10 protein-coding genes are annotated in these 16,475 nt (G+C 39.6%); 4 read left to right on the forward strand and 6 right to left on the reverse strand.

What is annotated here, in order from left to right; translation table 11 throughout:
• Positions 1-112 precede the first annotated feature (112 nt).
• Entirely contained in the window at positions 113-469 is a 357-nt protein-coding gene (locus tag IPH84_12740) for an MmcQ/YjbR family DNA-binding protein (protein ID MBK7174072.1), read from the forward strand.
• A 23-nt stretch (positions 470-492) separates the two neighbouring features.
• Here IPH84_12740 and trxA read toward each other — a convergent pair whose 3' ends face one another.
• From trxA to IPH84_12760, 4 genes are all read right to left on the reverse strand, one after another.
• Positions 493-906 (reverse strand): thioredoxin, encoded by a 414-nt coding sequence (gene trxA, locus IPH84_12745; GenBank protein MBK7174073.1) that lies wholly within the window; start codon positions 904-906, stop codon positions 493-495.
• A 74-nt stretch (positions 907-980) separates the two neighbouring features.
• Positions 981-3,407, reverse strand: coding sequence for a Smr/MutS family protein (locus IPH84_12750; protein MBK7174074.1), 2,427 nt, complete (start codon positions 3,405-3,407; stop codon positions 981-983).
• Between the two features lie 51 nt (positions 3,408-3,458).
• A complete protein-coding gene (locus IPH84_12755) occupies positions 3,459-6,656 on the reverse strand; it encodes a CHAT domain-containing protein (GenBank protein ID MBK7174075.1) in 3,198 nt (1,065 codons plus the stop codon).
• A 266-nt stretch (positions 6,657-6,922) separates the two neighbouring features.
• On the reverse strand, positions 6,923-8,134 hold the full coding sequence (locus IPH84_12760) for a T9SS type A sorting domain-containing protein (protein MBK7174076.1): 1,212 nt from the start codon (positions 8,132-8,134) through the stop codon (positions 6,923-6,925).
• Positions 8,135-8,655: 521 nt separating this feature from the next.
• Here IPH84_12760 and IPH84_12765 point away from each other — a divergent pair.
• Positions 8,656-9,240: a sigma-70 family RNA polymerase sigma factor gene (locus IPH84_12765; GenBank protein ID MBK7174077.1), complete on the forward strand. Its 585-nt coding sequence runs from the start codon at positions 8,656-8,658 to the stop codon at positions 9,238-9,240.
• Positions 9,230-9,982: a hypothetical protein gene (locus IPH84_12770; GenBank protein ID MBK7174078.1), complete on the forward strand. Its 753-nt coding sequence runs from the start codon at positions 9,230-9,232 to the stop codon at positions 9,980-9,982. The genes IPH84_12765 and IPH84_12770 overlap by 11 nt, the downstream gene beginning before the upstream one ends.
• A gap of 80 nt (positions 9,983-10,062) precedes the next feature.
• Here the strand turns inward: IPH84_12770 and IPH84_12775 are convergent, their stop codons facing one another.
• Positions 10,063-11,538, reverse strand: coding sequence for a hypothetical protein (locus tag IPH84_12775; protein MBK7174079.1), 1,476 nt, complete (start codon positions 11,536-11,538; stop codon positions 10,063-10,065).
• Positions 11,539-11,601: 63 nt separating this feature from the next.
• Positions 11,602-12,600 carry a dihydroorotate dehydrogenase-like protein gene (locus IPH84_12780; GenBank protein ID MBK7174080.1) on the reverse strand — a complete coding sequence of 333 codons (999 nt, stop codon included), beginning with the start codon at positions 12,598-12,600 and terminating at the stop codon, positions 11,602-11,604.
• 323 nt (positions 12,601-12,923) lie between these two features.
• Between IPH84_12780 and nifJ the strand changes: the two genes are divergently transcribed.
• Entirely contained in the window at positions 12,924-16,457 is a 3,534-nt protein-coding gene (nifJ, locus tag IPH84_12785) for a pyruvate:ferredoxin (flavodoxin) oxidoreductase (GenBank protein MBK7174081.1), read from the forward strand.
• Positions 16,458-16,475 lie beyond the last annotated feature (18 nt).

Below are 16,475 nucleotides of genomic sequence, written 5' to 3' on the forward strand. Positions count from 1 at the left end.
ATTTAACCACTTTTATCAGCTAGTGGCTTAGTATTAAGGTAGATACAAGTAAATGTAAGATCGAAGAAGATCTGATTAATTATGTAAACGTAAAAGTAGCACTATTTGAAATATGAATATCGAAATCCTCCGTGATTATTGTCTGTCAAAAAAAGGTGTCACAGAAAGCTTCCCTTTTGATGAGTTTACTCTTGTTTTCAAAGTAGGAGGGAAAATGTTCCTTCTTACTGATTTAAAGGATGATCTGGCTATGAACGTAAAATGCGACCCTGATCTGGTTTTGGAACTAAGGGAACAATATCCCTGCGTTCTCCCTGGTTACCATATGAATAAGAAGTATTGGAATACAGTGAATATTGACGGAAGTATTGAGGATGCAAAACTAATTGAATGGATCGATCTATCCTATCAACTTGTAATTGCTTCCCTTTCCGGAAGTCAAAGGTCTTTACTCAATGCGGATGAATAAATCTGTTTACAGAAAAAAGGTAATTACTGTAACTTGATGTGACGTTCAAGTGCCTGAATCAATGCTTCCTTTGATTGTATTCCAACCATATTTTCTACAACCTGACCATCCTTGAAAATGAGGAAATTTGGGATTCCCTGCACGCGGTAACGGTTGGCGAGTTCACCCTGGGCATCAACATCTACTTTTCCTACCTTTATTTTCCCTTTCGTTTGTCCTGCTATTTCATCAATCACAGGAGCCATTGCTTTACAAGGCATACACCAGGAAGCCCAGAAATCAACCAGCATAACGCCTGACTGAATTTCAGAATCAAAATTATCCTGGGTTAGAGTGATAATATTCTTATTCGACTGTTCTCCTTTTGGGGATGAACAAGAAAATATGAACAAAGTAAAAAGGCATACAGTGGTGATAAAGAGGTATCTGGCTTTCATAGTATTGAGATTGAGTTGTGAATATTTGGTTACAAGAAGATTTTTTGGCAATCAGCAGTTTACTTTGAGATTCATCAGTACCTAAACCGAACAAGTGTAATTCCCGAGCCACCCATTTCCAGGGTCTCATCAGCGAATCCCTTTACTTCGGGAACTCCCTGCAAGTATTGCCTGATGGTCTGACGGAGTATACCATTGCCTTTACCATGGAGGATGCTTACCTCTGGTACATGAAGCATGATTGATTCGTCAATATATTTTTGAATCATATTCAGGGCTTCTTCTGCCCGATAACCCCTAACATCGATTTTTAACCTGAAGTTAGCAATGCGGGCATTCAGGTCATTCACCATATTATTGTAGGCAAGGCTTTTCTTTGCCTGCACAGGTTTTCGTTGCTGGGTTACAAGTTCGAGCTTCTCCAGCTTTACCCGTAGTTTCACTGTCCGAAAGGCAACCAAAGCATCATGCATGGTGATTTCCACCAATTCGCCTGCTTCGTGCTGGCCTTCCATAGTAACCTGATCCCCAATCCTGAATTGATCAGGATGAATTTTTTTTGTGACCAGAGATTCTGGCGCCAGAGCTTGAGGGATTTCTATTTTTGGACTCGTAACATTTTCTATTTGTGCAGAAAACTCCTTCAATTCATCCCTTAACTCCCGGGTTTTGTCTTTATCAGCCTGTGATTGACGGATCTCTCTGACGGTCTTTTCAATGATTTTATTTGATTTTTCAAGCATATTCCGGGCTTCAGACCGGGCTTTTTCCAGGATATCTTTTTTCCCGGTCTCAAGTTCCTCTATGAGTTGTTTGTATTTACTGAGGATCCCATTTAACATCTCATCAGCCTGGTGCAGTTGTTTTTCTTTTAAAAGAATTTCTGACCGCTCAGATTCCAGTTCCTGGATTTGCTTATCAAAATCAAGCTGAGCATGCCCAAGTTTTTCACCTGCATGTTTCAGCACGGATTCCGGGAATTTAATATTTCCAGCTATTTCGAAGGCAAAAGAACTGCCTGGTTTTCCAATTTTCAATTGAAACAGAGGCCTCATAAGCCTTGTATCAAAAAGCATGGCACCATTGATAAATCCATTTCCTTTACCTGCTAACAACTTGAGGTTGGCATAATGTGTAGTAACCACTCCAAAAGCCTTTTTTTCATTGAGTGCTTCCAATACAGCTTCAGCAATGGCGCCTCCTGACTGAGGTTCAGTACCGGATCCAAATTCATCGATCAGGAAGAGAGTGGTCGGATTGGCTTGTTCCAACAACTTTTTTATATTCACTAAATGGCTGCTGTAGGTACTTAAATCATCTTCGATCGATTGTTGGTCCCCTATATCAATAAAGACAGAAGAGAAAACCCCTGTTTCAGACGTTTCACGCATGGGTACCAATAATCCGCATTGAAGCATGTATTGAAGCAATCCGACGGTTTTCAGGCAAACAGATTTCCCGCCGGCATTGGGACCTGAAATGATCAGGATTCGATTCTCTTCTTCAAGGTGAATATCAAGAGGTACAACTGTCTTATTCTGACGTTGGTGGGAAAGGTATAGCAAGGGATGCCTGGCTTCACGCCATGAAAATGAAGGCCGGTTTGAAAGTAAAGGCTTGCTGGCGCCGATCTCCAGAGCAAAAAGTGTTTTTGCCCTGATGAAATCTATTTTCCCAAGCAATTCATAACTATGTATCAGCTCTTCCAACCGGGGTCTCAGGAAGTCAGCGAATTGCGTCAGTATCCTGATGATTTCTCTTTTTTCAGCCAGTTCAAGTTCCCTGATTCCATTGTTTAGCTCAAACACTTCTGTGGGTTCAAGGTATACTGTTTGTCCACTGGCTGATTCATCATGGATTACTCCGTTGATTTTTCTTTTATTCGTTGCAGGAACCGGAATTACAAGCCTGCCATTCCTCACAGCAATTTCCACATCTGAACCCACCCACTTCTGTGTTTTTGCCTGGTTCAGCATCACGGCAATTTTTTTATCAACCTGTTTTAACTGAGAGGATATATCTTTCCTGATTTTACTAAGCTCTGAAGAGGCATTATCCTTAATCTCTCCTTTCTCATCAATAATTCGGTTTATTTCTGAAATAATCCGTTCATCGGGATAAAACCCATCAATAATGGAAATCAGGTGAGGGAACTGAGAAACATCCAGCTTTCGGATAAACAGAATACTTTCTGCAAAAAAGAAATAGGAATATTTTAAAAGAAGCATGGATTCCACATCCAGGTAGGATCCCGGAATTCGGATTGAAATGAGTTCGGGACGTAAATCAGCATATTCTTCTGCAGGAAATCCGGGCATTGTGATCATCATGGTCCTGAACTCATCAGCTACACTGAGTTCCTGCAAAATCAAATCATAATCTTGCATAAATCCAATCGCTGAAATAAGTTCTCTTCCGGGTGCACCCAGGCAATGAGATGCAAGTTGACTTCTGACCTGGTCAAAGCCTAATTTTACTTCCAGAAGGGATGTGTTTAACACGAGAGGTATTTTACTGCAAAATTAAGAAAAAGGATACGTCCTGAAAGCCTGTTATCCTGATCGTCTTCGTTTATAAATAAAACCTGCAGCTCCAATGAGGATAAGGCCAATAACGGAATAAAGAATATAGATAAATATTGAAGTAGGGGCTTTCAGATCTTTAATCGGGGAAATATCACCGATATTCATATAAGCAGCCCAGAAATGTGGATGAGATTTTAATTGATCAGAGGTTTCCAGGTAATCCAGTTTGGCGAGTCGCAGGGCTTCATTTTTGGGCTTACCTTCTGCCAGGTATTTATAGAATGAACTCATCAATTCGGCGCCTGACTGGTCTTCAACAGCCCATGAGGTCATAATGATACTGGGCACTCCGGCATAAAAGAAGCCTCTCGACAGACTCATAATACCTTCCCCTTGTTCAAGTTTGCCGGTTCCGGTATTACAGGCACTAAGTACTGCCAGGTCTGCATTTAGCTGAATCCCGAATAATTCGGAGGTGTTCAATAAACCATCTTCAGTAGAATCGGCATTATGGAAGAATACCAGCTTCGAATAAAGCGGGTTATTGTTATTGATGATCGTGTGCATCGCCAGGTGAAGGATGGAATAGTTTCGGGCATTTTTCTTGAAACTACCTTCAGTAGCTTCATCCCCTTCAAATACTTTACTTTTGAATATCTTTTTCAGGTTTTGTACTTCTACCTGGGCTCCGGGAATAGGAAGCAGGTAATCTCTATATGTTTTTCCTCTTAAAAGTTCTTCAACCTTTACTCCTTTGATATTTTCGTAGGTTGGGGCAAAAGCAAGCACCTTATGATTTGTATTGGCTTCGGGATTCCTGAAACCTTCAAATAAAGCAGTGGCAGATGGAGCATAGCTTATGGGTGACTGTTTAATAAGATATGAAAGCCCTCTGTAGCCTTTTGTTTTTGGTTCCGGTAGTTTGGTGAGTAAAATATCAAATGAAAGATAGCCAAGATCAGCATCAGGAACAACAATCAGGTCCTTGCCTTTAATAATCGCTTCTGCGGGTTCAAGTAATACTTTATACAGATTATTGGATGCTTTTGTAAAGGATTGAAAATCTTCAGGTGAATAGTTATTGAAGGATTTCCCGATCAGCATCTCCCTAATCGTTTTCAGGTTATTATAAAATGTTGAATCCAGACTTCTTACAAATAAATTGCAACTATCATGGTTAACAGCAAAGGTATAGACCACTGAATCTGACAATGCAAACTCAACCAGGGCCTGGTTTGGATTTAACCTCTTACGGGTATTGTTGATACTGATTACAGAGTTATCGTATTTGAGATTATAATATGCAGGGTATTGAGTTTCTACTACTTTAATCAGACTGTCATGTTGCCTGCTTAATTCAAAAATGGTTGTATTCCAGAGATTAATCTTATCCTGGTTGGCATTTCGTTTAGTACCTTCATCAAAGAGCAGCTTGTTATAAAAAGCAATATCTGATTTAAGGCGACTGTCAAGTTTCCTCAGTTTATCAGGGATTTTCCCCAGATCTTTAGCTTCCATATCTCTCAGGTAGGACAGCAGGACTGAAGATTTCCCCTTTTCTGAATAGATAAATGCTTTTTCAATCGCTTTTTTGTCATGTGTTTGATTGTACAGTTCAACCTGTACCTTGATGGCATTTAATAAGGTGTTTTTTTCACTTCCCGCTATCAGAAGTTTACTGTCTTCCTCCTGGTATGAGGAACGGAGCATTTCCATAAGTTCCAGTGAAAGATCATAAGTAGCAGCACTTGAATAAAGATAATCCAGGCGTTTAGGTTCAGATCTGTACAGTGAGAAGAGAGCTGACGCTTTTCCTGAAAGCATGTTCAGCTGGATATAATTCAGGTTGTTTTTTTCTGGACTTGGATTTTTAAGAATGTCAGGATCGCTGAAATTTGCGAAACCGGAAATGAGTGCTTTCTGGAAATAGTCAAGCGAAAGACGGTATTGTTTATTCCTTTCATGAAAATTGGCAATAAAAAGATAGGCATATCCAACATCCCTGCTTTTTTCTCCATAAGCTTTCAGGTAAATGTTCAATCCTTGATTCAGGAATTTAATAGCTTTTGCATTGTTTCCTGTAATAGAGCAAAATTCACCATATTTAAAATAGGTGAGGGCTGTTTCCGGATGTTCAGGACCGTTTAACTGAACACTGCTGTTGATCGCTCTTTCATAAAAGATTTCGGCTTCCTTGTTCTTTACTTGCAGGAAATTGATATTTGCTAGCCCCCTGAGGATTTTAACAGAATTGTGACGTTTTTCACCAATCTTAAGTCCTTCCAGGTAGTAATTACTGGCTGCAGTGAAATCTCCCTTTTTTTCATAGATAAATCCAAGGTTAAGCAATGCAGTAATCAAGTCCGACTGATTACCTGTCGGGCTGGATTGAATAATTGCCAGTGCTTTGTTATAATAGGAGAGGGCTTTCTCAATATTCGCCTTATTAACATATATAGCGCCAATATTCAGATAAATAGATGCAAGTTTGTAGGATTTCTTGTCTTTCAATTTGAAGATTTCTTCTGATTGAGTAAGCACTTCAAGGGCCTTCTCATCTTTCCCAATCAAATTGAATAATCGTCCAATATTTAAATAAACCAGGGCTAGCTTAGGATCATTTTTATCCAGGATGGATGTATTTAGTAGGAGAGAGTGCTGGAAAAGTTCCATGGCTTCATCAAATTCTCCCCTCAAAGCATGGATAATACCAACATTTTGAATAAACATTGCATAGTCCACTGTTTTATTCATCCCAAGGCTATCATAGCTTTTTACTGCTTTGGTATAGTAAGTAAAAGCCTCATCATAATTCCCCAGGTAATAACTATTGGTGCCCATTCCATTGTAGATGAGGGCCACAGCAGTATCTTTTTTAATACCCAGGCTGAGTCGTAGGTTTAAAGCTTGCTGGAATCCGGAACTTGATTTTTCATATTCACCATCTTCAGAAAGCAGAATTGCACGTTTCTGGATCAAACTTGAATACTCAATACTCCTGACACTGATTTTATTTCGGGCAATACTATCCCATTTATCGAGAGCACGCGTGGCTTCCTTGATATCTGGTTTGAAACGGTAACAATCAACAATACCATTAACACCCTGGACCCATTTATCCCAGGTATTGGATTTGAAATAAAATTCTGTTGCTTTTGTATAAAAAACGATTGCACTATCATAGGCATTTCGCTTTTTGCATTGATCCCCCTTTCTCCAAATCATTTTGCAATGAATCAGAAGATTCTGTATTAGGAGATTGTTTACACTGTGTAAAAAGAAACAGGATGAAAAACAAAACGACTCCCATCTTATATGGCTGCTGGAACACCAACGATAATCCTGCCATATGGTTGCGCCTAGAGAGCACGTGTTTCGATTTAGTATAATTTGAAACTGTTTACTATTTGCAAATATACCTTTATTTGTTTAAAAACTTTAGACAAAAAAGGGGACATAATTGTCCCCTTTTATTGTCAAAAGATCTTAGATTAATTTGTTTTCAATAGTCTGATCGTTTGTGTGTTGCTGCCTGACAAGCTCAGCTTGCAGAAGTAGCTTCCGGGGGTCAATCCGCTTCCTTCAATAGTGAGTGAGTGGTATCCTTGTGCAACCTCGCCAATTTTGTATTCCCTTATCTGACGTCCATTGTAATCAAAAATTGCAATGTTGACGTCGCCGGAATTTGGCAAGTAGTATGCCAATGTGGTGGATGTTGTAAAAGGATTGGGGTAGTTGCTCAGCTTAAGAGCTGGCATCGAGTATTCAATAATTGGAGCCTGTAATTTGGCATCCTTGATTTCAGTGTAGGTATTGCTTACAAGACTTGAATTTCCATTCAGAGTAAATTTAGCACTCATACCCTCTGCAAAGTTGGCATTGGTTCTGCAATGGAAAGTGATGAGGCTTGAGCCTTCTTCGAGTTGTAATGTTCCACCATTGAGGTCGTTCCATACCAGGCTGATGCGGTTGCCATCAATCTCATATTCATAACCTTCTACAGGGAATTCAATGGATTCGATGGTAACAATTTCAGAAGGATAGTTTACAAAGAGTCCGGCTCCGCTTAAGGTCAGTGCATCATTTGTTCTGATTGATACGGTGAATGGCTCATTGGCAGTTACTTTTAATGATTCTGACATAGCCATTGGATAAGCTTCCAGGTCTCTTGTTCCGGGTACGAATACGCCGCCAACATCACCTGATGAGGAACCTGTCAGGCCACCGGGTCTGGAGTCTTTTAAATCGGTGACTTCAATTATTTCATTCAAGAACACCCACTCACCAATTGGGAAAGCAGTCCCTCTAACAATATGCCTGACGATAAGATTATAGTCAGCCAGACTGATAGTTCCGTTTCCGGTAACATCAGCAGCAAGGGTCTGGATATCATCAAATGGGTAAAATCCAAGGATATGGAATAACACCAGGGTGGCATCAACCATATTAACACCAACACCAGGACTGTTTTTTGTACCAATAATCTGGTAGGTGCCAGCCTGAATATTTGTAAAAAGATAATTTCCGTCAGGTCCAGTAGTAAATGAAGAGATTTGGTTACTCTCCAGGTTTTTCAGGGTAACAACAGCCTGATTAATCGGCCTGGTAGAATCACCATGGTAAAGACAAGTTCCTGATACAGTACCGGCTTGTACAATCTGACCAATAAAGATCGCGAGCAGTATGGACAGTAAATTTTTCATGTTTTTTTTGTTTTAGGGTAATTGCTTGTTTTCTATAATAGATTGCTTGTTTGGAATCCTTGTAATATAGTGTGCTTGATTTTTCAACTCATTCAACTAAATCTGCCGTCCCCTCTTTTCAGTCTAATAGATTGTATTTCTCTGGCCTGTTTATTACCTTTATCCACTAATCAATAAAAGGTAATACATTTTGTCATTTTTTTTATATTGAAGTCAATGAATTTACGAAGCGGTATCAGTTCAGAGTTATTAATGCCATTGCATTCAGATACTCAAAATTCAGAAATTGAAATTGCAACAGTATAATAGGTGTATTTCTTTCGCTCTGATGAAAAAATTTGTTCAATATATTATTTCCTTTTTCTATTAATGCTATTAACTCTTAAAAGTGATATACAGCTTCAAAAATCAGTAATCGTAATTAGCTAAAAAACAAAGGTTTGTATTTCGATGAAAAAAAGTTTAAAAAAAAGTTGTAAATCCGTATTACCTTTTTTCAAAATCTGGATAATACTCGTCTGATGATCCACTACTCTGATGAAGCAATAGTTGAAGGACTAAGACTGCGTAGCGACTACATTATCAGTTTCGTTTACAGGGAATTTTTTCCATTGATAAAATACCTTGTTAACGAAAATACTGGTTCTGATGAAGACGCAGAGGATGTATTTCAAGACGGTTTGATCATTGTCTATAAGAAAATCAGTGAAAATCAACTCACGCTTACCAGTTCTTTCAAAACGTTTTTGTACTCTGTTTGCAGAAACCTTTGGCTTCAAAAGTTAAATAAGAGGAAAGCAATTTTCGATAAATTAACTGATGTAGAAGAATATCTCGATTTACCGGCTGATATTCTGAAAGAGGTTTCAAACGAGCAGGTGGAAATGCAGAGATTAGTCCAATTGCATTTCCTCTCTTTACATGAAGATTGTCAAAAAGTGTTGCGGTTATTTATGAAAGATGTTCCGTTACGCGAAATTGCAACGATCATGGGCTTTAAAACTGAGAAGTATGCAAAAACCAGGAAATACCTCTGTAAGGAAGAACTGAAGAAGAGAATTGCAAATGACCCCAGATGTCAAAAATTTTTTAGGTATGAAGAATAACTTTAAACACTCGGCTAGCGTTGAGCAGTTTCTTTCCGGCGAAATGTTGCCCGCCGAAAGAGAAAACTTTGAGCGGGAGGTTGCTTCCAATCCGGGTTTAGCTGCTGAACTCAGATTCTCCAAAGCAATTGATGATGCCCTTCTAAAGGATGATGTTATCGATTTCAGGAAAAAACTCCTTGTTACATACAGGGAAAACAAGAAGGAACAACGTGATGTTCCGGTTGTAAGACTTCAAATCAGGAAATTCTGGTATGCAGCTGCATCCTTTATTCTTCTGGCAACATTGGGCTCAACCTTGTATTTCTCCTTGCCATCAGGAAATTCTACTGATAGTCTTTTCAAACAATATTATTCTTCCGAAAACCTTGTAGATGTTACCAGGGCTGGAGATGCAAATATTGTTGAAGCAGTTATTAAATTCCAGGAAAAGGACTACCAGCTCTCAGCAAGGTTATTCCAGAAAATCCTTGAAAAAGACAACAATAATATTGCTTGCTGGTTCTACTTCGGTATCTCAAGTATTGAAACTGAAAACTTTGAACAGGCTGAAAAAGCTTTCAACCACATCATTGCCGACAATGGAAATCTCTATGTTGAACATGCTGAATGGTACCTTGGCCTGTCTTACCTGAAAAGCAATCAATTGGATAAAGCAAATCAACAGTTTGTATCGATCAGTAAAAATTCTGATAATGTTCATCAGGATGACGCAACACGACTGATTGATAAACTGAAATAAAGATAATTCTCCTCCATCACTCTGCTTAAGGTCGACGAGTTTCGTCGGCCTTTTCTTTTTTTCCCAAGATAAAAATTGAGCTATCTGATACTTCTCATAATTTTGATTTGACAGGTTCCTTCATCACCAAGGTATTTCGCAAAATAAAGCCCCGGAGAAGCGTTGTTGCCATTATTTGAAGTGCCATCCCATTCAATAGTATAGGAGGTCAGACCTCCTGAAGGGATTGAAAAACTTTTTATAATAACGCCGTTTGAATTATAAATATCTAACTGTCCTTCATGAATTCCTTGTGGAACGATGATCTGACATGTTTCATGAAAAGGATTTGGAACTGCCTTAAGCATTTCCATTCCCTCATACTCTTCTCCTCCAAAAACCATATCGTAATGGGTTCTGAATATTGTCCAATGGCCATCCCTTAATGATTCCCATAATAACTGGATTTGAAAAACACCCTGGTCAACCGAAGAGAAGAAATGCGGATTACGATCAGGTCCCTCAAATTCCGATTGATTTTCATAAAAACCTATAGTATTTGGATATCCTGTCATAATTTCATCATTACCCAATGAATCAGTTACAAAAGTGATAAATGAAGGGAATTTTGTGACAATCGGGAAATCGAACAAATCCGGAGAGTGATAATTGAATTGTGTGGATCTGTGTTCAAAAATTTCTGGCCCAAAATAATGGAGTTCGGCATACATGACTCCCAGCTTTTCCCCGGGAATTTTGTTTTGCCAAACATAGAGCCCATTGGATGCACCGAATTCATTGAAGCCCTTGCATTGTTCAATTTCACTGCTTTGTCCCTGGGAATAAAGTTCATTAGGTCCAGTGAAAAGATAATTCCCCGATTGATATTCTCTTTCGAAGTAATAAACATTGGATGAATCATCAGGAGTATCAAGATAGAGAAGGTTGGCTTCGGTTCCGGCAGGATCTGAGCCATTTGCCTCCACAAGAACCTCAGGTGGATAAAAGGAAAGGTTTGATACATTTAAGCTGGAAACCAAAATTTTACCCTGGTTTTCCCAGGTAACATATTTCCCCCATGAATTGGATATACTCAAGTTCTGATCATCACCGGGCAACATTGATAATTCCTGAGGTGCTGAGAAATTACCATCCAGGTTGTATTTCATGTAATAAATACCTTTCTGACCAGAAATATCAGATTCATAGAAGAGAATAAAAGCAGTATCCTGAATAGGCTGATAGTCAGGGATCATATACAATGGATGCCGGAAATGCACCCCTGGAGCTGAAAGCAATTCTACGGGCTCAGTGAGCATTCCATCCTCAATTCCACGGTAATAGAGGGAAGTTGATGTGGTATCTGTAGAACGTTCCCAGAATATAAGGATCTGATCATTCCAGAAATTATCCTTATAGTTGACAAGGCAGGGATTGGTGTTATCGGCAGAAGAATCTGTCAGGGCTTGCTGTGGAAGCCAGAAATAGAATTGTGCATGGACCTTTGTTAATGGCACTGCAATGAATAGACAAAGTGTAAAGACACTCTGTAAAATAATAAAACCTGTCTTTTTCATATTTTGATAGAATAAATATCAAAATTAAAAAAAACAGGTTTCTGATGCGGATAATCAGTCTGTTTATTTGAGTAATTGTTCAGAGCTGAGGAGTAGGTCAATATACTGTGCCCTTTTATAAATAAATGGATCTTTAACTTCTGATTTAGACAGCTTGCCTTTAAATTCAGATATTTTGCCAAATCCTTTTGCACTCATCCAGTTGGTAAGATCTTCAAGCATTGTAGCAATATATTCAGCTTTGTGTTTGTAGAGGGTACTAACCACCTGAACACAATCGGCACCGGCGAGAAGCATTTTTACTACATCATTCCCATTATAGATACCAGAATTGGCACAGATGGATGCAGAGATCTGCTTGTAAAGCAAACCTGAATAACGCAACGACAGGCGATAGTCTCCTTCATGGCTCAGGTTAAAAGGAGCAATGTGTTTGATTTCCTCTGTATTGATCTCAGGTTCAAACAGTTTGTTAAATATGACTACTCCTGCTGCGCCGGCTTTATCGAATCGGGAAATTGTGTGCAGAGGATTGGAATAGAATGAGCTTAATTTAACACTCACCGGAATGGTCACCTTATTCTTTACCAGTCTCATGAGTTCAACCTGGTGTTCTTCAATTCCACGGCCATCAGTTTCAAAATCTTTTGGAACATAAAAGAAGTTGAGTTCTAAGGCATCTGCACCTGCTTTTTCGAGAAGCCGGGCATATTCAACCCAGGTTTCATCCTCTAGGCAGTTCAGACTGGCAATTAATGGAATGGAAAGGTTTTCTTTTGCTTTTCTGAAATTTACAAGATGAACTTCGGCACCGGCATGTTGTAACTTCGGGTGAAGGCTGATCATTTCGGCATTCATTTCATTGAATGAACCCATTGCGTCATCCATCTGAGCGCTCTCCAGGTGGATCTGTTCTTCGAATAAGGTCTTATAAACAATTGCTGAAGCACCGGCTTCTTCCAGCTTTTTAAGCTGATGGATGTCACTTGACATACTGCTGGCACCGGCAATAATTGGGTTCTTTAACTTCAGACCCAAATATGTGGTCGAAAGGTCAGTCATTTTTATATCCTCCTGTTTATTAATAAGTTAAAATGAATTGATTTCTGGTTGATGAAAGTAATTTCAAACCCGAAAGGTAGTAATAATTTCATATGAAGGATTTGTAATACCTGAGAATTAACAATTTTTGAGGAGACAGGTTGACAAATTTTAAAGTATTGGTGGGTTAAATACTGCACAATCTAAAATCAATTTAAATAAGTCGATTTGAGTGGAATTAATCCCTTATTTCCCATTCAATAAACTTTAAATAAGTAATTTTGCACCGCAAAAAAAGAATACTTCATAAAATATTTTTCGAAGTTAACATTAAACTCTATCATATGACGAGTAAGAACAAATTCCTGACCTGCGACGGTAACTATGCAGCAGCGCATATTGCCTATATGTTTAGTGAAGTAGCAGCAATTTATCCCATCACGCCTTCATCCACTATGGCTGAATATGTTGATGAATGGTCAGCAAACGGGAAAAAGAATATTTTTGGTGAAACCGTTCGCGTTGTTGAAATGCAGAGTGAAGGCGGTGCCTCCGGAGCTGTGCATGGTTCATTACAAGCTGGTGCTTTAACCAGCACTTTCACTGCATCCCAGGGCTTACTATTAATGATACCCAACATGTATAAAATGGCTGGTGAACTATTGCCAGGTGTTTTTCATGTTTCGGCCAGAAGTCTTGCCGCACAAGCCCTTTCAATTTTTGGAGACCATAGTGATGTTTATTCTGCACGCCAGACAGGTTTCGCCATGCTGGCAACCGGTAGCGTTCAGGAAATTATGGATATTGCTGGTGTAGCACATCTTGCCTCTATTCGTTCAAGGGTTCCTTTCGTGCATTTCTTTGATGGTTTCCGCACCTCTCATGAAATTCAGAAAGTAGAATATCCTTCTACTGAAGACATGGCCAAACTGATCGATTGGAAATCATTAAAGGCATTCCGCGACAGAGCACTTAATCCGGAACATCCTGTTACCAGGGGCACTGCTCAGAATCCAGACATATATTTCCAAAGTCGGGAAGCCGCAAATCCTTTTTATATGAAGGTTCCTGATATTGTTGAAGAATATATGCAGGAAATTTCCAAAGCAACCGGTCGCGAGTATCATCCTTTCACTTATTACGGTGCTAAAGATGCTGAGAATGTGATTGTTGCTATGGGTTCAATCACTGAAACCATTAAGGAAGTTATTGATCATCTGAATGCTAAGGGAGAAAAATTGGGACTGATCAGCGTTCACCTCTATCGTCCATTCTCTCCAAAATACTTGTTCAATGTAATGCCCAAAGGGGTCAAAAGGATTTGTGTTCTTGACCGTACCAAGGAACCAGGGGCAACCGGAGATCCACTCTTCCTTGACATCAAGGAAGTATTCTATGAAAGTGAAAATCGCCCAATGATTATTGGCGGTCGCTATGGCTTAAGTTCGAAAGATACAACTCCAGCCATGATCATCTCCGTTTTCAATAACCTGAAGATGAATGAACCAAAGAATCATTTCACATTAGGGATTGTTGATGATGTAACATTTACTTCTTTACCCCAGATGCCTGAAATTGACCTGGCTGATAAAGGAACTTTCCAGGCTAAGTTCTATGGTATTGGTTCTGATGGAACTGTTGGAGCTAACAAGAATTCCATTAAAATTATCGGTGATTCCACAGATAAATATGCACAGGCTTATTTCGCATATGATTCAAAGAAATCCGGAGGGGTTACTACTTCTCACCTTCGTTTCGGAGATCATCCAATTCGTTCACCTTATCTCGTTAATACACCTGACTTTGTAGCTTGTCACGTTCCTGCTTATCTCACCAGGTACGATTTGCTCAAGGGCCTTAAAAAAGGAGGGACATTCCTTCTGAACAGTATATGGGATGGAGAAGAAACCAAGAACCGACTGCCGGATCATATGAAGAAATACCTGGCAGAAAATGAAATTAACTTCTACATCATTAATGCTACTAAGATTGCTGAAGAAATCGGGCTTGGAAACAGGACCAATACCATTACCCAGGCTTCTTTCTTCAAAATTTCCGGTGTGATTCCTTATGAAACAGCGCTTACTGAAATGAAGAATGCTGTTAAGAAATCTTTTGGCCGTAAGGGAGAAGAAATTGTCAAGATGAATATCGAAGCAATTGAAATGGGAGCTGAAGTAGAAAAGGTTGCCATCCCAGCCGAATGGAAAAATATTAAGGTAGCTGAAACGAAGGATACCAGGAATATTCCGGACTTCATAAAGAATGTGGTTGAACCTATCAATACAATGAAAGGTGACGACCTGCCTGTTAGCGCTTTCCTCGGACGTGAAGATGGTACTTTCCCTGCCGGAACTACCGCTTTCGAAAAACGAGGCATCGCTGTCAATGTACCTGAATGGGTTTCAGGTAACTGTATTCAGTGTAATCAATGCGCATTTGTTTGTCCTCACGCTGCTATTCGTCCATTCCTGCTTAATGAAGAGGAGTTGAAGGGATTCCCTGCAGATACCGCAACATTAAAAGCTATTCCAAAGACCTTCGACGGTTTACAGTTCCGTATCCAGGTTAGCCCATTGGATTGCACAGGTTGTGGAAATTGTGCTGATGTTTGTCCTGCCAAGGTTAAAGCATTAGTAATGAAGCCACTGGATTCCCAGAAACACGAAATCAGTAATTGGGAGTATGTAGCTTCAAATGTAACTTATAAGGATACCATTGCTCCTAAAGACCAGAATGTTAAAAATAGTCAGTTTGCCCAGCCTTTATTTGAGTTCTCCGGAGCTTGTGCCGGTTGTGGTGAAACTCCCTATATCAAATTAATCACCCAGCTTTATGGTGACAGGATGATGGTTGCAAATGCAACAGGTTGTTCTTCCATTTATGGTGGTTCAGCTCCTTCAACTCCTTATACTGTAAATGCGGATGGATGTGGTCCGGCCTGGGCTAACTCACTATTTGAAGATAATGCTGAGTACGGACTAGGTATGGCACTTGGTGTTGGTAAACTTCGTACCCGCATTGCTGAACGAATGAGTAAGATAATTGAAGGCGGCTATAATGAAGAATTGAAGAATGCTTGTCGTGAGTGGATTGAAAACATGGAGAATCCAACCGGTTCAAAAGAAGCCTCAGCAAAAGTTCTTCCTTTACTGGAGAAGGAAAATGATGATTTATGCAAAGAGATCAGTGCATTGAAACAGTATTTCATCAAGAAATCGGTATGGATGTTTGGCGGAGATGGTTGGGCCTATGATATTGGTTACGGTGGATTGGATCATGTGCTGGCATCAGGTGAAGATGTAAACGTGCTTGTTCTTGACACTGAAGTCTATTCAAATACAGGGGGTCAGGCTTCGAAATCAACTCCGGTAGGAGCTGTTGCGAAGTTTGCTGCTTCAGGCAAGAGAGTTCGTAAAAAAGACCTGGGAATGATGGCTATGAGCTATGGTTATGTTTATGTTGCCCAGGTTGCTATGGGAGCCAACCAAACCCAATTCCTTAAAGCTCTGCGTGAAGCCGAAGCTTACCCGGGACCTTCATTGATCATTGCTTATTCAACCTGTATCAATCATGGTTTGCATGCAGGTATGGATAAAGCTCAGGATCAGCAGGATAAAGCAGTTCAGGCCGGTTATTGGGCTAATTATCGCTTCAATCCTGCACTGGAAGCTGAAGGAAAGAACCCATTCCAGCTTGATTCAAAAGAACCTGACTTCACAAAGTTCCAGGAATTCCTCAAATCTGAAGTACGTTATACTTCACTCATGAAGTCATTCCCTGCTCAGGCTATAGAATTATTTGAAGCTGCTGAACAGAATGCAAAATGGAGGTATAATTCCTATAAACGACTGGCGGAACAGGATTTTTCGAAATAATGTTCGTTAGCTAATGTA

Source organism: Bacteroidales bacterium (assembly GCA_016707785.1).
Classification (GTDB): domain Bacteria; phylum Bacteroidota; class Bacteroidia; order Bacteroidales; family UBA4417; genus UBA4417.